Here is a 20,945-nt window from a genome sequence, read left to right as displayed (position 1 = left end):
CCTCCCTTACCTGGCGCCGCGCGCCGCGCCCGCTTTGGCCACGGACGCGGTGGCCGCCTGCGGACTGAATTCGTCGGACGCGAGGTTGGCCTGGATGATCTTCTGGATCATGGCGTCGACTTCGTCATGGGCCGGCTCGAAGGCGCGCGTCGACCAGGCGGGTTCCTTGCGGGCCGCGGCCGCCAGGGTTTCGCCTTCCTGCTTGCCAACGTCGACTTCCACATCCATCGACAGGCCCACGCGCAGCGGATGCGCCTTCAGGTCCGCAGGGTCGAGTTTGATGCGCACGGGCACGCGCTGCACTACCTTGATCCAGTTGCCGGTGGCGTTCTGCGCCGGCAGCAGGGCGAAGGCGCTGCCGGTGCCGGCATCCAGGCCCTCGACGGTGCCGTGGTAAGTGACCGAACTGCCGTAAAGATCGGCGACCATCTTGACCGGCTGGCCGACGCGCATCTTGCGCAACTGGCCTTCCTTGAAGTTGGCTTCGACCCAGACCTGGTCCAGCGGCACCACCGTCATGAGCGCGGCGCCGGGGGCCACGCGCTGGCCCACCTGCACGCTGCGGCGGGCGATGACGCCGCCGACGGGCGCCGGCAACACCGTGCGCGATTGCGCCAGCCAGGCGTTGCGCAGGCCAGCCATGGCCTGGCGCACATCGGGGTGGTCGGCCACCGTGGTGCCCTGAGTCAGGGCCTGGTTGGTGGCCAGCTTGGCGCGTGCGGCGGCCAGCGCCGCGCGCGCCTGCGCCAGGCCGGATTGTGCGCTCTTGAGCGCCGCCTCGGCGTGCAGGATTTCCTCGCCGCTGACGCCGCCGGACTTGGCCAGTTGCTGGCGTCGGGTGACGTCGCTCTGGGCGCGGGTCAGTTCGGCCTGGGCACGCAGGATGTCAGCGTTGCGCAGGTCGACTTCGGCGGCCAGCGCGTCGTTCTGGACGTAGTAGGTGCGGACTTGGCGCACGGTCTGCGCCAGCTTGGCCTCGGCCTGCTGCAGGGCAACCTGCGTGTCGGCCGGATCCAGGCGCACCAGCGGCTGGCCGGCGGTGACGGTCTCGGTGTCGTCGGCTTCGATGGCCACCACGGTGCCCGGCACCTGCGGGGTGATCTGCACCAGGTTGCCGTGCACGTAGGCGTCGTCGGTGCTTTCGAAGTGGGCGCCGAACAGGATCCACCAGATGCCGTAGGCGATCGCGACGAGGATGAAAACGCCGGTGGCGATCAGCAGCAGGCGTTTGCGGGCGGGATTGGTCGTGGGAGTGGCTGCGTTCATGACGTCTGAATCCGGAGCGTTCAATGAGTGGAGTTCGTGGCGGGCGCGGACGGTTGCGCGGGGGCGGGCGCATAGCCGCCGCCCAGGGCGGTGGCCAGGTTGGCGTCGAGCTGGTAGGCGCGGATGCGCAGGTCGGTGTCGAGCCGGGCCTGGGTCAGCACCCCGGTCTGCGCGATCAGCACGGTCAGGTAGTTGCCCATGCCGGCCTTGTAGCGGTTGACGGCCAGTTCGTAGGCCGCCTCGATGGCTTCGCGCGCCTGGCGCTGCTGCGCTCGTTCCTGCTCCAGCAGGCGCAGGCCGTCGAGCGCGTCGGCAACCTGATGCACGGCGTCCAGCACGGTCTGGTTGTAGTCGGAGACGGCCAGGTCGGCGTCGGCGCGGCGGCTGGCCAGGTTGGCGTTCAGTTCGCCACCGTGGAAGATCGGCAGGGTCACGGCCGGGCCGATGCCGGCGGTGCGGGCGGCGGCGCCGAGCAGGTTGCCGGTGCCGATCGCCTGGAAACCGGCGAAGGCCACCAGGTTGATGTTGGGATAGAACTCGGCGCGGGCGCTGTCGATCTGGTGGCGGGCGGCCTCGGCGCGCCAGCGCGCCGCGACCACGTCCGGGCGGTGGCCCAGCAGCGCCAGCGGCACGCTGGCGGGCACCGTGCCGGCCGGCGCCGTCAGGGGCGTGGCCACCAGCGATTGGCCGCGCTGCGGCCCGGCGCCGGCCAGCGCCGCGACCTGATTGCGCAATTGCGCCAGCGTGGTCTCGGTCTGGGTCAGTTCGACCTGGCCGGCCGCCAGCGACGATTCGGCCTGCTTGACTTCGACCTGGGTATCCAGGCCGGCGGAATAGCGGCCGCGCGTCAGCGCCAGCACTTCCTCGCGCTGGGTCAGCACGCGCTTGAGGACATCGCGCTGCGCGAAAGCGTCCTGCAGATTGAGATAGGCGCGCACGGTGGCGCTGGCCAGCACGTTGCGCGCGGCCTGGGCGTCGGCTGCGGCGGCGGCCTGCTGCGAGACGGCGGCCTTCAGGCGCGAGCGGTTCTTGCCCCAGAAATCCAGCTCGTAGCTGAAGTCCAGCGCCAGCCGGTTGTCGCTGACGACCGAACCGCCCAGCGGGGCGGGATAGATGTAATCGCTGGACAGGTGCTCGCGGTTGAGCGTGTAGTTGGCGTCCACGCGCGGCATCAATGGAGCGCGCGCCGTGCTGACCGCGGCGTTGGCCTTGGCCAGGCGCGCCTGTGCGGCGGTCATGGAGGGGCTGTTCGCCAGCGCCTCGTCCATCAGGGCGTTGAGCTGGCTGTCGCCGTAGCGCTGCCACCATTGCGTGTCGGGCCAGGTGACGGCCTGTCCGGTCAGGCCCAGCTTGGTTTCATTCAGGGCGGTCGCCGGTTCCGGACCGGGTTCCATCAGGGCGCAACCGCTCAAGGCCAATACTAATGCGGTAGAAAGAAGGCGTTTCATCCTGACAATCTGCTGAAAGTAATTGATTAATCTGTATTTGCCTAGGCAAATATTATGTCAAATAAAATCCCCTGATGCAGGGGACGGGCGTCGTCAGCGTTCGGGGGCCGAGGCGGAACCGTTGGCGATCATGCGGCGCAGCAAGTGCATCAGTTGCGTGACTTCATCGGTGGAGAAGCCCCGCAGATGGTGGTTCAGCACACGGGCGATGTTGGGCGGGATTTCGCGCGCCTTGGTTTCGCCCAGTTCCGTCAGTTCGATCTTCACGACGCGGCGGTCGAGCTGGTTGCGGGCGCGGCGCAGCAGGCCTTTGGCCTCGAGGCGGTCGAGCGTGCGGGTCATGGCGCCGGTGTCGACACCGTTGAGCCGCGCCAGTTCGGCGGGCGTGTCGGCGCGGCCCAGCGAGACCATCGCGATCGGGCGCCATTGCATGGCGGTGAGATCGAGGGGGGCCATTTCCTGGTCCAGCATCCGGTTCAGGGAATTGGCGACGAGCTTGATCAGGTAGCCGGCATTGTCTTCCATCATGCAGCGGGTATCGCCGCGATAATGGACCGGATTTTCAGAGGATTCAGGGCGTGGCGGGGCATTCATGTGGCCTATTTTATTGCCTAGGCAGTAATTGTCAAGGCTGTTTCTTCGGCTCGCCGGGCAGGGCGGGCGCCTTGCGCAACCCGGACCAGACAATGGCCGCCACGATCAGCGCCGCACCGGCCATCATGCGCAACGTGGGCTGCTGGCTGAACAGGATCCAGGCGAACGCGATGGCGTAGACCGGTTCCAGCGCGATGACCAGGCCGGCGCTGCGGGCATTCAGGCGCGTCAGGCTGGAGACGAAAAGGAAATGCGACAGGCCGGTGCAGAACACGCCCAGCAGCGCCAGCCAGAGCCAGTCCAGGGCGGGCAGGGCGGGCAACTGGCCCACTGCGAACGGCAGCATCACCAGCGCCACCACCAGGTTTTGCCAGCAGGCCACCTGCATCGGATCCATGCCCGAGGCTGAGCGGCGGTTGCTCAGGGCCAGCAGGGCAAAGGTCAGGCCGGACAGCAGGCCCCAGGCCAGCCCGATGGTGCCTTGGTCGGCCAGGTCGAAGGAGGGCGTGACCAGCACCAGGCCCGCGGTGACCAGGCCCAGCAGCAGCCATTCGGCCAGGCGCACCCGTTCGCGGAAGATCAGCCCTTCGAACAGGGTGATGAATGCCGGAAAGCTGGCAAAGCCGAGCGTGGCGATGGCAATGCCGCCCACCTTCACCGAAATGAAGAAGGTGACCCAATGCGCCGCGAGCAAGGCGCCGGCCACCACCAGCACGAACAATTGGGCCGGCGTCAGCGCGCCGAGCAGCGGACGGCGGCGCATGCGGGCGAACAGGCCCAGCGAGAGCACGGCGAAGACCGCCCGTCCCAGGGTGATGACCGCCGCGCTGGCCTGGATCAGTTCTCCGAATACGCCGGTCAGGCCGAACAGGACGGCGGCCACGTGGATATAAGTCAGAGCGCGGTGTCGGGTCATACGCGAGGGGCAAAGGGCAGGCGAGGGCGGCGGGATGCGCCAGGGGCTAAAAAAGCGCGCGGCGGGCGTGCACATCCCGTTGCGCCGAATCTAAAATCATCGCATGAATCGAATCGCCAGGTTTTTGCCGGTCTCCCGCCCCTCCAGCCGTGTGGCCGGATTCCTCATGGCCGCGCTTGGCGCCATCCTGTTCTCGGCCAAGGCCATCGTCGTCAAGTTCACCTACCGTTATGGTATCGACGCGGTCACCCTGATTGCCTTTCGCATGTTGTTCGCCATGCCCTTCTTCGCGGCGGTGGCCTGGCATCAGTCGCGCCTGGCGGCGCGCGGCGAGATTGTCGTCATGACCTGGAAAGAGCGCGTCCAGGTCTGCCTGCTCGGCCTGCTGGGGTATTACCTGTCCAGCTTTCTGGACTTTCTCGGCTTGCGCTATATCACCGCCAGCCTGGAACGGCTGATCCTGTTCCTGTCGCCCTCGCTGGTGGTGCTGATTTCCGCGTTCTGGTTCCGGCGTCCGGTCGAGCGGCGTCAATGGCTGGCGATGACCCTGTCTTATGCCGGCGTGGTGCTGGTGTTCGCCCATGACCTGAGCTTCGGCGGCTCCGTCGAGGTGCTGTCAGGGTCTTTGTTCGTGTTCGGTTCGGCGCTCAGCTATTCTGTTTACCTGATCTGTTCGGGAGAGCTGATCAAGCGCATCGGACCCACCCGGCTGGTGGCATATGCCATGCTGGTGTCGTGCGTGGCCTGCATCGTGCAGTTCTTCGTGGTGCACCCGGCTGCGGTGCTGGTCCAGCCGATGGGCGTGTATGGCTATTCGATCATCCATGCCACCCTGAATACGGTGGTGCCTGTCTTCATGCTGATGTGGGCGGTGGCGTTGATCGGCGCGCCGACCGCGTCGCTGCTGGGCATGCTGGGGCCGGTGTCGGTGTTGTTCCTGGCCTCGTGGTTTCTGCACGAGCCCATTACGGTGTGGCAGTTGGCCGGGACCGCGCTGGTGCTGGCCGGGGTATTCGCATTGATGGGGGGCGGGGCCGCGAAGGCGCCTCCCTCCGCACCGGGCGGTAGCGCGCCCGCGCGCTGAGATCCGGTTTTCCCGTTTGAGTCGCAACATTCCAATGAAAGGAGGCCAGTATGGCCAGCAATCTCGTCAAGGCAATTCGTATCGAACAGCATGGCGGTCCCGAAGTCCTGAAGCTGGCGGAGGTCGAAGTGCCGCCGCCAGCCGCCAATGAGGTCACCATCGACCAGCACGCGGCCGGCTTGAATTTCATCGATATCTATTTCCGCACGGGTTTGTATCCGCATCCGCTGCCGCATGGCCTGGGCTTCGAAGGCGCGGGCGTGGTGACCGCGGTGGGCGCCGATGTCAAGCATCTCAAGAAGGGTGACCGGGTCGCTTATGGCCAGAGCCCGCTTGGTGCTTATGCCAAGGCCCGCAACGTGCCGGCCAACCAGGTCGTCAAGCTGCCCAAGGGCATTGGTTTCGATGAGGCCGCCGCCGTGATGCTCAAGGGCCTGACGGTGCAGTACCTGTTTCGCCAGACCTACCGCCTGCAGGGCCATGAAACCATCCTGTTCCACGCGGCCGCTGGCGGCGTGGGCCTGATCGCCTGCCAATGGGCGCGCGCGTTGGGCGTGAAGCTGATCGGCACCGTTTCCAGTCCCGAGAAGGCCGAACTGGCCCGTGCCAACGGCGCCTGGGAGACCATCGACTATTCGCGCGAGAACGTGGCCGAGCGGGTGCTGGAACTGACCGGCGGCAAGAAGGTGCCGGTGGTGTACGACGGCGTTGGCAAGGACACCTGGGAGACGTCGCTGGATTGCATCGAGCCGCGCGGCCTGATGGTCAGCTTCGGCAATGCCTCCGGCCCGGTGACGGGCGTCAACCTGGGCATTCTCAACCAGAAGGGCAGCCTGTATGTCACCCGGCCGTCGCTGGGCGTGCACGTCAATACGCTGGAAAAGCTGCAAGCCGCGTCGGACGAACTGTTCAACCTGGTGCTGAAGAAGAAGATCAAGGTGCGCATCGACCAGCGCTACGGCCTGGAGCAGGCTGGCGAGGCCCAGACCGCGTTGGCTGGGCGCAAGACCACCGGCGCCACGGTGCTGATGCTGGATTGATCCGTCGCGCCCCGGGGCGCGCCAGGCAAGGGCGGGACGCAATGCGCGTTCCGCTTTTTTTTGCCGTGCGCACCGGGACAAATCGCCATGCACGGGCGGACAAGCCAGCGCATCGGGCCGTTGCTATGCTGGCTCGACCTTATCCGTTGGAGCCTTCCGCATGCCGTCCGCCCCTCCCATCGCTTGCGCCTCCGGCCGCCCGGAATTGGCCGCCATCCGCGAATACATGATTGTCGACGGCAAGCCGCTGCGTCAGGGGCAAGGCGATCCGATCGCGGTCCACGACCCGGCCACGGGCGAAGTCATCGCGACGCAACTGGACGCGGGCCCGGCCCAGATCGACCTGGCGGTGCAGGCCGCGCGCCGGGCGTTCGCTGTCGGGCCGTGGCACGAGATGCTGCCCGCCGGGCGTGAGCGCCTGCTGCTGAACCTGGCGGACCTGGTCGAGCGCCATGGCGAGGAACTGGCCCGGCTCGAAACCCTGAACAATGGCAAGCTGCTGGGCATCGCGCAGGGACTGGAAGTCGGCGCCGGCGCGCAGTGGCTGCGCTACATGGCGGGCTGGGCCACCAAGCTGACCGGGGACACGCTGTCCCTGTCGATTCCGTTTCCGCCGGGCGTCAGATACAGCGCCTACACCGTGCCACAGCCGGTGGGCGTGGTGGCCGCCATCATCCCGTGGAATTTTCCGCTGCTGATGGCGATCTGGAAGATCGCCCCGGCCCTGGCCGCCGGCTGCACCGTGGTGCTCAAGCCCGCCGAGGAAACCCCGCTGACCGCCCTGCGCCTGGCCGAGCTGGTGCTGGAGGCGGGCTTTCCGCCCGGTGTGGTCAATGTGGTGACCGGCCGTGGCGAGACCGCGGGCGCCGCGCTGGTGGCGCATCCGGGCGTGGACAAGATCGCCTTCACCGGCTCCACCGAGGTCGGCAAGCTCATCGGCCGCGCCGCCATGGACGACATGAAGCGGGTCTCGCTGGAACTGGGGGGCAAGTCGCCGGTAATTGTGCTGGATGACTGCGACCCGGAAGCCGCCGCCCAGGGCGCGGCCGCCGCCATCTTTTTCAACCAGGGCCAGGTCTGCACCGCCGGGTCGCGGCTGTATGTACAGAAGGGGCTCTATGCCAAGGTGGTGGCGCGGCTGGCCGAACTGGCCGCCGGCATGCGGCTGGGGTCGGGCTTCGATGCGGACACGCAGCTAGGGCCGCTGGTGTCGGCCCGCCACCAGCGGCGGGTCATGGACTACATCGGCATTGGCCGCGCCGAAGGCGGCAAGCTGCTGGCGGGCGGCGATGCCGGCGAGGGCGCCGGTTACTTCGTGCGGCCGACGGTGTTTGCCGATCTGCCGCAGGACGCGCGCATCGCCCGCGAGGAAATTTTCGGACCGGTGGTGGTGGCCCAGCCCTTCGACACCCTGGACGACGCTGTGCGGCTGGCCAACGACAGCGCCTTCGGCCTGGGTGCCAGCCTCTGGAGCAACGATCTGACGCGGGTCCAGCGGCTGATCCCGCGCATCGACGCGGGCACGCTCTGGATCAACACCCACAACATGCTGGATCCGAACATGCCGTTCGGCGGTTTCAAGCAGTCCGGCGTGGGCCGTGAACATGGCCGCGCCGTGCTCGACCTGTATTTGGAGAAGAAGTCCGTTTGTATCGCTTACTAGACTGACGGCCGCGCGAGACAAGCCGGGGCATACCGGCGCGCGGGCGGCCGCACAACCAAGGGGAAGTGCATGGCAGGCAAGAACAAGGGCCGGGTCCGGGCGCGGGCAGCATTGCTGCTGGCGTGCCTGGCCACGGCGCAGACGGCGTCGGCCGGAGACCCCAGCGCGCGTGACTGGATACCCGCGCCGGTGGGCACCAATATCATCGCCGGCTATCTGGCCGGGCTGCGTTCCTCCGGGCTGTATTCGGCCGGTCAGCGCATCGGCGGCGCCTCGGTGGACGTGGACGCGCTGATTTACCGCCAGATGCACTACCGCGAACTTTTCGGCAAGACGGTGCAGCTCGAATTCATCGTGCCGATGACGCGCACCACGATGGAATTGCCGGGCGCCTCGCGCGACCGCCAGAGTGGCATCGGCGACGTGACGCTGGGTTCCGCGATCTGGCTCTACAACAATGAGCAGACCAAGACCTGGTTTGCGTGGGAGCCCTTCGTGGTGGTGCCGGTCGGCCGCTACGACGGTTCGCGCCCCGACACCTCGCCGGGCAAGCACCGCTGGTCCACCATCCAGGATTTCTCGTTCGTCAAGGGCGTGGGCGAATCCACTTTCCTGGAGGCCATCGCTGAAGTGGAAATCTACGGCCGCAACAGCGACTGGATGAGCCAGACGCTCAAGAAGGACCCGTCGTTCCGCTTTTTCGCGCTGGCATCCACCAACCTCACACCCGATACCTACACCGGCATCCGCTACCGCTACGAGACCGGGGGGCGCGAGCGTTCCGGCGGCGAAACCGTGACCGGCCGCGCGCGCAGCCATCAGCTGGCGCTGGAACTGACCCATCAGATCAACGACGCCAACCAGATCCAGATGCAGTACATCCACGACCTCAAGGTCGAGAACGGCCCGCGCATGCGGGGCGTGCAGATGCGCTACGTCTATGCCTTCTAGGAGCAACGGACATGACACCAGGAGAGATCGAATGATTGCGCTTTTTGCCAACGGCAGGGCCAGGCGGGCCGGCAACTGGGCGCTGTGCGCGGCCCTGGCCGCTGCCGCCGGGCTCGCCCGCGCCGACCTGCCGGTCGAGGAACTCAAGGGCGGCACGCGCCTGCCGCCGGCCACGCCGCACCGGTTGTACGTGATGGATGCGGTGTTCAACCACCTGGTCGACAGCCGCGTCAACATCTATGACGGCGACAGCATGAAATTCCTGGGGCTGGTGCCCTCGTCGTTCAATGGCCACATGACGGTGTCGGCGGACGGCAAGGACATCTACATCATGACCACCTACTACGAGCGCCTGAATCGCGGCAAGCGCACCGACGTGGTCGAGGCCTGGGACGCCGAGACGCTCACCCCAAAGTACGAGGTGCCGATTCCCGAAAAGCGTGCCCAGGCGCTGAACTACCGCAATTATCTGCAGCAGAGTTCGGACGGCGGCCTGCTGTTCGTGCAGAACGCCACGCCGGCCTCGTCGGTGACGGTGGTCGACCTGAAGGCGCGCAAATTCACTGATGAAGTGACCGCTTCCGCGGGCTGCTGGAGCATCATCGTGCCGCCGTCGCGGCCGCGCAGTTATGCCAGCATCTGCGGCGATGGCTCGTTCGTCACGGTCGACCTGGACGCCGCCGGCAAGCCTTCCGGCCAACAGCGCAGCAAGCCCATGTTCGAGGTCGAGAAGGACCCCATCTTCACGCATACCGATCGCCTGGGCGACACCTTCTATTTCGTCTCGTACAACGGCAACGTCTACAGCGCCGATTTCAGCGGCGCCGAGGCCCGTTTCGGCGAGCGCTGGTCGCTGCTGGATGCCTCCGGCAAGGATCGCGGCTGGCGGCCCGGCGGCTATAACCTGCTGGCGGTGAACCGCGCCAACAAGCGCCTGTATGTCGGCATGCATCCGAATGGCGCCGAGGGCTCGCACAAGACGCCGGCCGCCGAGATCTGGGTTTTCGACCTGGCCACGCATAAGCGGCTGGCGCGCATTCCCGGCAGGAACGCGCTGTCGATGTCGGTGTCGCAGGACGACAAGCCGCGCCTGTTCACCATCGACGGGGGCAACGTCAACATCTACGACGCGGCGCCGGCCGCGCCCGTTTTCAAGGGCACCATCCAGGGCGCGGGCGAGACGGCCTTGCAGGTCGAGCCGCAGCCGGGAGGCACGCCATGACCGATCCCGTCCTGTTCTATGCCGCCAGCGCCGCGCTGGCCTGCGTGCTGCTGTTGGGCGCGCTGGAAAAGCTCAAGGACATGGCCGTCTTTTCCGCGGCCGTGCATGCCTATGAGATCGTGCCGGCCGGCCTGGGCGGCCTCTTTGCCTGGGGCTTTGTACTGGCCGAGGCGCTGGCCGGCGCCTTGCTGCTGGCGCCCGGTCTGCGCGCGGCAGGCGCCGCGCTGGCGCTGCTGGTGCTGGCGTTGGCCACTGCCGGCGTGGCGTTCAACCTGGCGCGCGGGCGCCGTGACATCGATTGCGGCTGCGGCGGCCCGGCCCTGCGCGGCGCAGCGGCGCGTGGCGCCGGGCTGTCCTGGTGGATGGTGGCGCGCAACGCGTTGCTGGCGCTGTGGACGCTGCCGGTGTTCGCCGCCGCGCAGGGCGCCTCGCGCGCCCTGCAATGGGCCGACGCGGCCCCGGTCTTCGGCCTGGCGATGAGCGCCGTGGCCCTGTATTTCACCGCCAATCATCTGCTGGCCTCGCACCTGAAGCTGCGCCAGTTGCATATCTAGAAACAACGGAGCGACACGATATGGAAGCCTTGATCATTTCCAATTTTCTGCTGTGGGGCGTGGTGCTGTGCCTGCTGCTGGTCATCCTGGCGCTGTCGCGCCAGATCGGCGTGCTGTACGAGCGCGTCGCGCCGATGGGGGCGCTGACCATGGACAAGGGGCCGGCGGTGGGCGAGGCCGCGCCCCGGTTCGAGCTGGCCGACCTGCTGGGCCGGCGCCTGACGATCGGCGAACGCGGCCAGCACAGCCAGTTGCTGTTCTTCCTGTCGCCGACGTGCCCGGTGTGCAAGAAGCTCCTGCCCATCCTCAAGTCGGTGGCCGGCACCGAGAGCGCCTGGCTGCGCATCGTGCTGGCCAGCGATGGCGAGATGCCCGAGCACCTGGCGTTCTACCGCCAGGCGGGGCTGGAGCGCTTTCCGTACCTGCTGTCAACCGAACTCGGCATGAAGTTGCAGATCAGTAAGCTGCCGTATGCCGTGCTGATCGACGAGGCCGGCGTGATCCGCGCCAAGGGTCTGATCAATTCCCGCGAACAACTCGAAAGTCTGTTCACGGCCAAGGAGCTGGGCGTGGCCTCGGTGCAGGAATTCCTGGCCGGCGGCGCGTTGCAGGAAACCCGAGTTTCGCGCAAGGAGAACGGCAATGCGCTGGTTGGATAAGCTTGGCGAGCGCGTCACGCGCTCGGTCGCCCATACCACCTCGCGGCGCAGTGTGCTCAACCGCATCGGCCGTGTGCTGGTCGGCACCGCCTTCCTGGTGCCGGTGTTGCCGGTGGCGCGTTCCGCGCCGGCGGCGGCCAGGAAGCCGCAGACCGACGAGACCGCCTGCGACTACTGGCGCTATTGCGCGGTGGATGGATTCCTGTGTTCTTGCTGCGGCGGCAGCACCACGTCGTGCCCGCCCGGCACCTCGCCGTCGGCGGTGTCGTGGGTCGGCACCTGCCACAACCCGATGGACGGCAAGGACTACCTCATCAGTTACAACGACTGCTGCGGCAAGACGGCCTGCGGCAAGTGCATGTGCGCCTCGGCCGAGCGCGAGCGGCCGGGCTACCAGATGTTCCTGCACAACGACGTCAACTGGTGCATGTCGAACGAATCTTCCATCTTCCATTGCACCACCTCCGTGATCGTGGGGTTGGCCAAGAAGAAGCCATGAACGGCGCGGCGGGAAGGGACGGCGGCACGGGTCGGCGGCGCGCGGGTGGCGCCGCGGCGCTGGCCTGTGCGGCGGCGATCGTGGCGGGGCTGGGCATGGCACGCGGTGCCGCCGCCGGCGATACGGTGCCGGTGGCGGGCGCCAGCCGCGCCGCGGCCGGGGCCGATACCTTGCGGCAGGCCGCCCGTGCCGACTACGTACTGCAATGCGCCGGCTGCCACCGGGTCGACGGCCGCGGCAGCACGCCGCACGGCATTCCGGACTTCCGCAATTCGGTAGGGGCATTCACGCAGTTGCCCGCCGGCCGCGAATACCTGATCCGGGTTCCGGGGGCCGCCTTTTCCCAGTTGGACGATGCCGAACTGGCCAATGTGCTGAACTGGCTGCTGCGCACATTCAGTCCGGCGCAGTTGCCCGCCGGATTCCAGCCGTATACCGGAAGCGAGGTGGCGGCCGCCCGGCCGCGCCGCTATGACGATGTGGTGCCGGTACGCCATGGCCTGGCGCGCGAACTGGCGGCGCGGGGGTTTGCCCTGTCCGACTATTCGTACGGCAGTGCCCGCAAGCCTTGAGACCGCGCGGCGCGGCCTGCCCCGGGCGGCGGCCGCGCCGGCTCGCGCAATACCGGCGTCCCGTAGGGGTTGTCACGGATACTCCGCGCCCGGGAGTCGGTGATAGAAAGAAGATCGCCATTTGTTCCACGCCGCGCGCCGGAGTCGCCATGTCACTCGCCCTCGTACGCAGCGCGCCCCAGCAGTTCCTGGATTGCGCCAGCTGGAAGGAAAACATCAGCAACACGTTCGTGCCGCTGGAAGTGTCGGCGGCCGACCCCAAGCACTTTCGCAGCAGCGTGGCGGTCGATGCGCTGGGCTGGATGCAGATTTGCGAAATGCGCACGGACGCGCAGCGGGTGCGGCGCACCAAGATGCTGGCCGAACGCGCCGAGGCCTCCGGCTACAAGGTGACGTTGCAACTCGACGGCCGCAGCGAAATCCGCCAAGCGGCGCGCACCGCCTTGCTGATGCCGGGCGAATGGGGCATCTATGACACCACTCGTCCCTACGAGGTGGATGTCGACGACAACGCGCACTTCCTGGTGATGCAGGTGCCCGGCAAGCAGGCCGAGGCCTGGCTGCCGGCCATGCGCAACGCGGTGGCGCGCAGTTTCAGCGCGCGCCACGGTTGCGGCCGCATGGCCATGGATCTGTTGCGGGTGGCGTTGAGCGAGCACGCCCACCTGTCCGAGAGCGCGGCGCGCGACGCCGCCAATGCGGTGATGCAGATGATGGGGCTGGACATCAGCGAACGGGCCGGTGGGGGCGCGGCGCAGGACCCCGGCGCGCTGCGGCAGGCGCAGTTGCGCCGCGTGCAGCAGTACCTGATCGAGAACCTGCATGATCCCGACCTGTCGCCGGCGACGGCGGCGGTGGCGTTGCGCGTGTCGCGGCGCTATCTGTACAACCTGTTCGCGCAGGCGGCGACCACGCCGGCCGACTTCATCCTGGGCGCGCGCCTGGAGCGCTGCCGCGACATGCTGGCCGATGCCGCGCAGCACGCGCGGCAGATCGGCGAGATCGCTTTCCGTCATGGGTTTTCGGACGCGGCGCGCTTCAGTCACGCGTTCCGCAACCGCTATGGGGTGTCGCCGTCGGAGTACCGGCGCCTGGGGCGCCAGCCGGACGAAACGGCCTGAGCCGCTGGCGGTGGCCGGCCCGCGCTGGCCTTAGAGCTCTTCCGCGTTGATCAGGTCTTCCTTGCCGTAGAACTTCACGCCGATGTGAATGCGTTCGCGGCCCTGCGCGCGGCGGTGCCGGTTGGTGTCGCGCAGCGAATAGACGCAGCCGCAGTATTCCTGCTGGTAGAAGTTCTCGCGCTTGCTGATCTCGATCATGCGCGAGGAGCCGCCGCCCTTGCGCCAGTTGTAGGTCCAGTAGACCAGGTCATCGTAGCGCGCGGCCGCCCGTTCGCCGCAGCCGTTGATCTGGTTCATGTCTTTCCAGCGCGAGATGCCGAGCGAGCTGGTGATGGTGTCGAAGCCGTGCTCGTGCGCGTAGAGCGCGGTGCGCTCGAAGCGCATGTCGAAGCAGGCGGTGCAGCGTTCGCCACGCTCGGGGGCGTCTTCCATGCCCTTGACGCGCTCGAACCAGTTGTCCATGTCGTAGTCGGCATCGATGAATTCGATACCGTGCTGCTCGGCGAAGCGGATGTTCTCCTGCTTGCGGATCTCGTATTCTTTGACCGGATGGATGTTCGGGTTGTAGAAGTAGATCGCGTAGTCGATGCCGGAAGCCGTCATGGCTTCCATGACCTCGCCGGAACAGGGCGCGCAGCACGAATGCAGCAGCACCTTGCTGCGGCCGGCGGGCAGGTCGAGTTTGGGGCGCACGAATTCGGACATGGTGAAAAGCAGGCGGTTAGGCGGAAAACGCCTTATTTTACGCCGAGTTGGCGCCATGGGGCGGGGTGCCCGGCACGGCGCGGGGCGGGCGCCCGGTTTGTCAGCCCAGCACGGCGTGCCAGAGTTCGCGCACGGCGGCGCGTTCGGCCTGCAACTGGTCGGGCGCCACGCGGGCCTTTTCCACCCCTTGCATGCGCAGTTGGTGCTGCACCCGCCGCAGCGTGCGGTAGGCATCGCCGGCGCGCGTGGCCAGGCCCGGGTCGATCAGCCCGGCCTCGCCCGCCAGGCGCAGCAGGGTGATGTTGCCCAGGTTGCGCACCAGCACAGGATGGCTGCCGGCATGGCAAAGCACCAGGTATTGGGTCACGAATTCCACATCCACCATGCCGCCGGCATCGTGCTTGAGATCGAACTTTTCGGTGTTGTTGGGGTGGCCGGCATTGATTTTCTCGCGCATCGCCAGCACTTCCTCGCGCAGCTTGGCGGTATCGCGCGGCATCACCAGGATGGCTTCGCGGATCTGTTCGAAGCGCTGGCCGACGGCGGCATCGCCGCATGCGTAGCGCGCGCGCGTCAAGGCCTGATGCTCCCAGGGCCAGGCGTGCTTTTGCTGGTATTGCTCGAAAGCTTCGAGCGACACCGCCAGCAGGCCGGCATCGCCGTCCGGCCGCAGGCGCAGGTCGATTTCGTACAGGCGACCCGATGACGTCATGGTCGATAGCCACGAGGTCATGCGCCGCCCCAGCTTGGCGTAGACCTCGGCGGCGTCCTCGCGCGTATCGTCGTACAGGAACACCAGGTCCAGGTCGGAGGCGTAGCCCAGCTCCTTGCCGCCCAGCTTGCCATAGGCGATGACCGCGAAACGCGGTTCGGCGCCCGCGACCTTGTTCACCAGCGGCCAGGTGCGGCGGATGGTTTCCGTCAGCAGCAGGTCGGCCAGGGCCGACAACTGGTCGGCGAGCTTTTCCACCGTCAGTTCGCCCTCCAGGTCCTGCGCCAGCAGCTGGAAGCTGGCCTGGCGCTGCACGTCGCGCATCAGATTCATCTGGCGCTCGATGTCGGGGTCGCCGTCGGGCAGGCGGCAGGCGTCCAGGTCGGCGCTCAACTGGCGCGCGATCTGGGCGAAGTCCAGCGGTTCGAACAGCGTGCGCCAGTCGATCAGGCTGTCCAGCAGCAGCGGGTGCTGGGTCAGGTATTGCGCCGCCCAGGGGCTGGCCGCGACCATGCGGGCCACGCGCGCCAGCGTGTCGGGGTATTCAGCCAGCAGGGCCAGGTAGGCGCTGCGCTGGGCGATTTTCTCGATCAGGTCGAGCAGGCGCACGGCGGCGTCCAGCGGCGCGCCAGTCTGGCTCGCGGCGCGCAGGGCGGCGGGCAGCAGGGCTTCCAGGCGGCGCCGGCTGCTCTCGGGCAGGCTGCGCACCCGGTGGCTGTTCATCAGGGTGTCGGCGCGGCGCAGCAGGTCGTCGGCCTGTTCGCCGAAGGTCTGGCGGATCTGTTCGGCCAGCTCGCATTGTTCCTCGGCCTCGGCGGCGGCAGCTTCGCTGCCGGCATCCGCGGTGTCTTCCTTGTCCATGCCCACCAAGCGGAACACATTGCGGAAGGTGCGGGAAACGAACTGGCGGTGGGCGGCCAGCGTGCTTTCGAATTGCGCGGCGTCCAGGCCCAGGGCGTTGGCCAGCGCGGTCCGCAATGCCGGGTCCGACGGCAGCAGGTGGGTCTGCTCATCTTCGCGGTATTGCAGCGCATGCTCGGTGCGGCGCAGGAAACGATAGGCGTCCTCCAGGCGGCGCGCATCGTCCTCGGTCACCAGGCCGGCGAGTTGTTCGGCGTGCAGCGCCGCCAGCAGGCCGCGCTGCTGCAGTGCCGGCATGCGTCCGCCGCGGATCAACTGCGCTAATTGCACTACGAACTCGATCTCGCGGATGCCGCCATCGCCCAGCTTGATATTGTTGGCGCTGTCGATGCCATTGCGGGCGGTGGCGCGGCGTTGCCAGTCCTGGCGGATGCGCTCGCGCAGGGCCCGCAGCGCGGCCAGCGCGTCGAAGTCGAAATACTTGCGATACACGAACGGCACGCGCAGGCTTTCGAGCTGCCGCGCCTGGGCCTCGCTGTTACTGTCCTCGAACGCCCGCGCCGGCATCAGGCGCGCCTTGAGCCAGGCATAGCGTTCCCATTCGCGGCCCTGGCCGATCAGGTAATGCTCGAGCGCATCCAGGCTCCATGCCAGCGGCCCGGCATCGCCGTCCGGGCGCAGGCGCAGGTCGGTGCGGAAGACCTGGCCGTTGGCATCGACTTCGGACAGCACCGGCATCATGCGGCGGGTCAGGCGGCCATAGAACTCATGATGGCTGATGCGGCGCGGACCATCGGTGTCGCCTTCCTCGCCGTACAGCATGATCAGGTCGATGTCGGAGGAGACGTTGAGCTCGCCGCCGCCCAGCTTGCCCATGCCGACGATCAGCATTTCCTGGGGCAGGCCGGTGGCCGGATCGCGGGGCACGCCGTGCACCTCAGCCAGCTCGGCGGCCACGCTGCGGTAGGCGGCGGCAACCGCAGCGTCGGCCAGCGCCGTCATCGCCCCGACCACCTCTTCGAGCGGCGCCATGCCGGCCAGGTCGCGCACGATCAGGGTGCTGAAGACCCGCTCGCGCAATTTGCGCAGCACCTGGCGGCACTGCTCCACGGGCAGGGTGGCGGGCGCGCCGGGGCCGGCCAGCTCGGCCTGCCAGTGCGCCAGCCGCTCCGGGGTGACCGGGTGTTGCGCTGCGTCTTCCAGCCAGGCGGCCAGGTCCGGGTGGGCATCGAGACGGCGGCGCAGGTGGCCGGACCAGGCAAGGGCGGGGGCGAACAGGGCGGGCGTAGGCATGGCGATCGGACGGGAGACGAATGGGCGCGTTTCAGGTATAAGTGGGGACGATACCGCAAGACTATTCTCCTGCCCACCGATCCGTGTCTGTTTCAAAGAAAGTGCTCTGCTGCCTGTTCTGGGTGGTACTGACCGTATACGGCGTCGTGGCCATCGGGCTTCTGGGCGTGCGCTACTGGGTCTTGCCGCGCGTGGACCAATGGCGCCCCCAGATCGAAGCCTACGCCAGCCAGGCACTGGGCGCACGGGTCACGATCGGTGCGATCCAGGCCGACTGGCAAGGCCTCAATCCACGGCTGGCGCTGACCTCGGTGCAAGTCTACGATGACCAGCCGGGCCCCGTGTTGACGTTGCCCTCCGTGTCGGCGGTGCTGGCATGGCGCAGCCTGCTGACTTTTTCGCCCACGCTGCTGCGCCTGCGGCTGGAGCAGCCTGAATTGACCTTGCGGCGCGATCCCGACAATCGCCTCTGGGTGGCGGGGCAGGGCATCGACCTGAACGCCAGCGATCACCGGTCCGACCTGGATCATCCGGCGCTGCGCTGGCTGACCGCGCAGCGCGAAGTGTTCATCCATGGGGCCCGCGTCCGCTGGCAGGACGAGCTGCGCCAGGCGCCCGAGCTGGTCTTGAGCAATGTCGATTTCCTGGTGCGCAATGGCAGCCTGTCGCACCGCTTCGCCTTGCGCGCCGATGCCGATCCGGCGCTGGCCCGCAAGCTGGACCTGCGCGGGGAATTCAATCGCAGCCTGTTCTCCGCCAATACCGCCAGCCCCGCCAATTGGAGCGGCCAAATCTATGCCGCGATCGACGATGCCGAGCCGCTGGCCTGGGCGGCCTGGACGCCGCCGCCGCCGGTCCGGGGGCGCGTCAGTGCCCGCGCCTGGTTGCAGCTGGACCACGGCAAATTCACGACGTTGACCGCCGACCTGGCGGCGCGCGGGGTCGACTGGTCGGCGGCGTCAGGCGGGCCGGCGGTGGGCGGGGCCGATGCGCGGTTGCATATCGAGGGCACGCCGGGCGATTTCATCGACAGCGCGCGCCTGCCGCTGGCGCGCAGCACCGGCGCGGCGAATCTGGCGCTCCGCGGCCGTGTCGAGCAATTGCGGGTGACGCTGCCCGGCATCTTTGAGCAGCCCGACCTGGCGGCCAGCGACGTGTCGCTTGACGCTCGTATCAAGGGGGCGGACGCGCGCGATTGGTTCGTGGACGTGAGCCAGTTGCGCGTCACCAATGACGATCTGGACGTCCGCCTGCAGGGCCAGTGGCGCCGCGAAGGCAAGAGCGCCGCCGGCAGCGTCGACATGCGGGGCACCCTGGTGCGCGGCGCCATGAACGCGATCCACCGCTATTTGCCGCTGGAGGTCAATCCGGACGCGCGCGAGTGGCTGGCAACCGGCCTGCCGAAGGGCCAGATGGAAGCGGCGGCCATCACCCTCAAGGGCGACCTCGACGAATTCCCTTTCGGCGCGCCGGGATCGACGGGCGAATTCGTGATCGCCGGCGCTTACTCCGGCGCCACGGTCGACTATGCGCCGGCACGGCCGCATCGCAAGGGCTGGCCGATGCTGGAGAACCTGTCGGGCAGTTTCCGGGTCGACAAGGTCGGGCTGGTGCTCGACAGTCCGGGCGGCGCGGTCTTTCATACCGGCCAGGACCAGACCGTGACGCTTGGCGCCGTGACCGCCGCCATTCCAGACATGGAGCATCAGGCCGAGCTGACGGTCGATGGCGTGACTAGCGGCCCGGTGCCCGCCTATCTGGCGCTGGCCGGCAGCTCGCCGCTGGGCCAGTTGCTGGACGGCGCCCTGGACGAGGCTCGCGGCACCGGTAATTGGCGCATGCCGCTCAAGCTCAAGGTGCCGTTGATGAATACCGACGACACCCAGGTGCAAGGCAAGATCCTGTTCGCCGACAACACCTTCACGTTCATGCCCGAGATGCCCTTGCTCAGCCAGATGCACGGGGACCTGGATTTCTCGGAAAAAGGCGTGCAGGCCAAGGAAATCCGCGCCCAGTTCCTGGGCGGTCCGGTCAGTATCAGCGGCAGCCTGATCCAGCCGAACGATGTCCTGCGATTCGAAGGCGTGCTGTCTGGGGCGGGGCTGGCGCAGCTCGGCAATGCCCCGTCGATGGCGCGTTTCTCGGGCAAGGCCGCCTACAAGGGCAAGCTCGGCTATCAGCGGGGCGGTTCGGTCGAACTGTCGATGGAGTCGGATCTGGCCGGGCTGGCGATCGACATGCCGGCGCCGGTGGGCAAGCCGGCGCGGTCGGTGCGCCCGCTCAAGCTGCAATGGGGCGCCGCGCAGGATCAGGGCGCCAAGGGCCGGCGCTGGCTGACCGCCAGCCTGGGCGACAACGTCAACGCCCTGTTTGAACGCGATCCGGCCGATGGCGCGGCGACGTATTTCGCCCGCGGAGCGCTGGGCATCGACCGGCCCGCCAGTCTGCCGGAGCGCGGCCTGAGCCTGAACGCCAGCCTGCCAGAGCTGGACGTGGACAGCTGGGAAGCGGTCTTGGACGGCTTCAGCCTGGCGCCCACCAAGGGCCGCGCGGCCTCCCGGCCCTTGCTGCCGCCGCCCGAGCGCGTCAGCCTGGCCACCGGGGTGCTGCGCACCGGCGGCTATACCCTGAATGACCTCACCCTGTACGCCACCCGGCCCGCGCCGGCCCAATGGCGCGTCGATCTGGAGTCGCGACAGGCGGCTGGCTCGCTGTCGTGGCGCGAAGCCTCCGGCGCGATCGCCGGGCAGATCACCGCGCGCCTGAAGCATCTGGCGCTGGGGGGCGCAGAGGACAGCAACGAGGCCGACAAGGCGCTGTCTTCCGGCAACGACCTGTCCGACATTCCCGCGATCGATCTGCAGGCCAAGGAGTTCCGACTCTATGGCAAGAATCTGGGCGAGCTGCAGGTCATCGGCACCAACCTGGAGCGTGGCCGCCAATGGCGCCTGGACAAACTGTCGATAGCCAACGACGCCGCCACGTTGAATGCGACCGGCACCTGGCGCCTGGAGGGGCCCGACCGCGGCCTGACGGTCGATGCCGCCGCCAAGTTCGAGAACCTGGGCAGCTTCATGGACCGCATCGGATTCGAACATGTGGTGTCGGGCGGCACCGGGGACATCAAGGCCAAGCTGAGCTGGCGCAACCTGCCCTGGACGCACGACATCGCGGATGTCGCCGGGGATGCCGAGATCTCCCTGGACAAGGGACGTTTCATGCACGTGAATTCACGCACCGCGCGGCTGCTGGAGTTGCTGTCGCTGCAATCGCTGCAGCGCCTGGCGCGGCTCGACGTCAATCCGACCAACCTGCTGCGCGATGGCTTTCCCTTCGATACCGTGCGCGGGCAGGTCAGGCTGGCGGACGGTTCGCTGGCCACCGAGGGATACAAGATCAACGGCCCGGTGGCCGCCATCGTGCTGGCGGGCAACGTCAATATCGTGCAGGAGCGCTGGAACCTGAAGGCGGTGGTGATCCCCAACCTGGATGCCAGCGGCGCGGCCATGGTGACGGCGTTGGCGGTCAACCCGCTGATCGGCCTGGGCGCGTTCGTCACGCAATGGCTGCTCAAGCAGCCGCTGGCGCGCGCCATGACCATGGAATATGCCGTCACTGGCAGCTGGGACGACCCCAGGATCGACCCTATCGACGCCTCAGGCAAGCCGGCTCCCAAGCAGACGCCCAAGCCGCGCAGCCTGGAAGAGTTCATCGAGCACTGATGCGGCCGTCCGCGGTTCCCTGGCGTTTGGGATACCGCTCCGGCTCGACCCCAAAAGCAATTG

General features: G+C 67.7%; 17 protein-coding genes. 11 read left to right on the top strand and 6 right to left on the bottom strand.

Going from position 1 to position 20,945, the window contains the following annotated elements; translation table 11 throughout:
• Positions 1–6: 6 nt before the first annotated feature.
• From K2W61_RS27190 to K2W61_RS27175, 4 genes are all read right to left on the bottom strand, one after another.
• A complete protein-coding gene (locus tag K2W61_RS27190) occupies positions 7–1,266 on the bottom strand; it encodes an HlyD/EmrA/EmrK family protein (protein ID WP_175135643.1) in 1,260 nt (419 codons plus the stop codon).
• A 20-nt stretch (positions 1,267–1,286) separates the two neighbouring features.
• Positions 1,287–2,714 (bottom strand): efflux transporter outer membrane subunit, encoded by a 1,428-nt coding sequence (locus K2W61_RS27185; RefSeq protein ID WP_175135642.1) that lies wholly within the window; start codon positions 2,712–2,714, stop codon positions 1,287–1,289.
• 93 nt (positions 2,715–2,807) lie between these two features.
• A complete protein-coding gene (locus K2W61_RS27180; RefSeq protein WP_175135641.1) occupies positions 2,808–3,308 on the bottom strand; it encodes a MarR family winged helix-turn-helix transcriptional regulator in 501 nt (166 codons plus the stop codon).
• 31 nt (positions 3,309–3,339) lie between these two features.
• On the bottom strand, positions 3,340–4,224 hold the full coding sequence (locus tag K2W61_RS27175) for a DMT family transporter (protein WP_175141748.1): 885 nt from the start codon (positions 4,222–4,224) through the stop codon (positions 3,340–3,342).
• 103 nt (positions 4,225–4,327) lie between these two features.
• Between K2W61_RS27175 and K2W61_RS27170 the strand changes: the two genes are divergently transcribed.
• The 10 genes from K2W61_RS27170 to K2W61_RS27125 all read left to right on the top strand — a co-directional run bounded on the left by K2W61_RS27170 (position 4,328) and on the right by K2W61_RS27125 (position 13,589).
• Positions 4,328–5,308: a DMT family transporter gene (locus K2W61_RS27170; protein ID WP_175135639.1), complete on the top strand. Its 981-nt coding sequence runs from the start codon at positions 4,328–4,330 to the stop codon at positions 5,306–5,308.
• Positions 5,309–5,358: 50 nt separating this feature from the next.
• Positions 5,359–6,348 carry a quinone oxidoreductase family protein gene (locus K2W61_RS27165; protein ID WP_175135638.1) on the top strand — a complete coding sequence of 330 codons (990 nt, stop codon included), beginning with the start codon at positions 5,359–5,361 and terminating at the stop codon, positions 6,346–6,348.
• Positions 6,349–6,508: 160 nt separating this feature from the next.
• A complete protein-coding gene (gene styD, locus K2W61_RS27160; RefSeq protein WP_175141747.1) occupies positions 6,509–8,011 on the top strand; it encodes a phenylacetaldehyde dehydrogenase StyD in 1,503 nt (500 codons plus the stop codon).
• A 69-nt stretch (positions 8,012–8,080) separates the two neighbouring features.
• Positions 8,081–8,962 carry a transporter gene (locus K2W61_RS27155; protein ID WP_175135636.1) on the top strand — a complete coding sequence of 294 codons (882 nt, stop codon included), beginning with the start codon at positions 8,081–8,083 and terminating at the stop codon, positions 8,960–8,962.
• A gap of 31 nt (positions 8,963–8,993) precedes the next feature.
• Positions 8,994–10,184, top strand: a complete 1,191-nt coding sequence (locus K2W61_RS27150; protein ID WP_175135635.1) for an amine dehydrogenase large subunit — start codon at positions 8,994–8,996, stop codon at positions 10,182–10,184.
• Complete coding sequence (locus K2W61_RS27145; protein ID WP_236756930.1) at positions 10,181–10,738, top strand: MauE/DoxX family redox-associated membrane protein; 558 nt, start codon at positions 10,181–10,183, stop codon at positions 10,736–10,738. The genes K2W61_RS27150 and K2W61_RS27145 overlap by 4 nt, the downstream gene beginning before the upstream one ends.
• A 20-nt stretch (positions 10,739–10,758) precedes the next feature.
• Entirely contained in the window at positions 10,759–11,397 is a 639-nt protein-coding gene (gene mauD / locus K2W61_RS27140) for a methylamine dehydrogenase accessory protein MauD (protein WP_236756928.1), read from the top strand.
• Positions 11,381–11,896, top strand: coding sequence for a methylamine dehydrogenase light chain (locus tag K2W61_RS27135; RefSeq protein WP_175135632.1), 516 nt, complete (start codon positions 11,381–11,383; stop codon positions 11,894–11,896). Before mauD ends, K2W61_RS27135 begins: the two co-directional genes overlap by 17 nt.
• Positions 11,893–12,468: a c-type cytochrome gene (locus K2W61_RS27130; protein WP_236756927.1), complete on the top strand. Its 576-nt coding sequence runs from the start codon at positions 11,893–11,895 to the stop codon at positions 12,466–12,468. Before K2W61_RS27135 ends, K2W61_RS27130 begins: the two co-directional genes overlap by 4 nt.
• Positions 12,469–12,617: 149 nt before the next feature.
• Positions 12,618–13,589 (top strand): AraC-like ligand-binding domain-containing protein, encoded by a 972-nt coding sequence (locus K2W61_RS27125; protein WP_175141745.1) that lies wholly within the window; start codon positions 12,618–12,620, stop codon positions 13,587–13,589.
• A 30-nt stretch (positions 13,590–13,619) separates the two neighbouring features.
• On the opposite strand, the gene K2W61_RS27120 is transcribed toward K2W61_RS27125, so the two are convergent.
• Together K2W61_RS27120 and glnE are read right to left on the bottom strand one after the other, a co-directional pair.
• Positions 13,620–14,294 carry an epoxyqueuosine reductase QueH gene (locus K2W61_RS27120; protein WP_175134070.1) on the bottom strand — a complete coding sequence of 225 codons (675 nt, stop codon included), beginning with the start codon at positions 14,292–14,294 and terminating at the stop codon, positions 13,620–13,622.
• Between the two features lie 100 nt (positions 14,295–14,394).
• Positions 14,395–17,160, bottom strand: a complete 2,766-nt coding sequence (gene glnE, locus K2W61_RS27115) for a bifunctional [glutamate--ammonia ligase]-adenylyl-L-tyrosine phosphorylase/[glutamate--ammonia-ligase] adenylyltransferase (protein ID WP_175134071.1) — start codon at positions 17,158–17,160, stop codon at positions 14,395–14,397.
• A 101-nt stretch (positions 17,161–17,261) separates the two neighbouring features.
• Here glnE and K2W61_RS27110 point away from each other — a divergent pair, with 101 nt between their 5' ends.
• The gene (locus tag K2W61_RS27110; RefSeq protein WP_175134138.1) at positions 17,262–20,882 is read left to right on the top strand and encodes a YhdP family protein; all 3,621 of its coding nucleotides are present in this window, start codon (positions 17,262–17,264) and stop codon (positions 20,880–20,882) included.
• Positions 20,883–20,945: the final 63 nt, after the last annotated feature.

Origin of the sequence: Achromobacter pulmonis, assembly GCF_021733725.1 — a bacterium.
GTDB classification, from domain to species: Bacteria; Pseudomonadota; Gammaproteobacteria; order Burkholderiales; family Burkholderiaceae_B; genus Achromobacter; species Achromobacter pulmonis.
The sequence above is the reverse complement of the archived record's forward strand: the minus strand, read 5'-3'. Positions and strand labels throughout refer to the sequence as shown.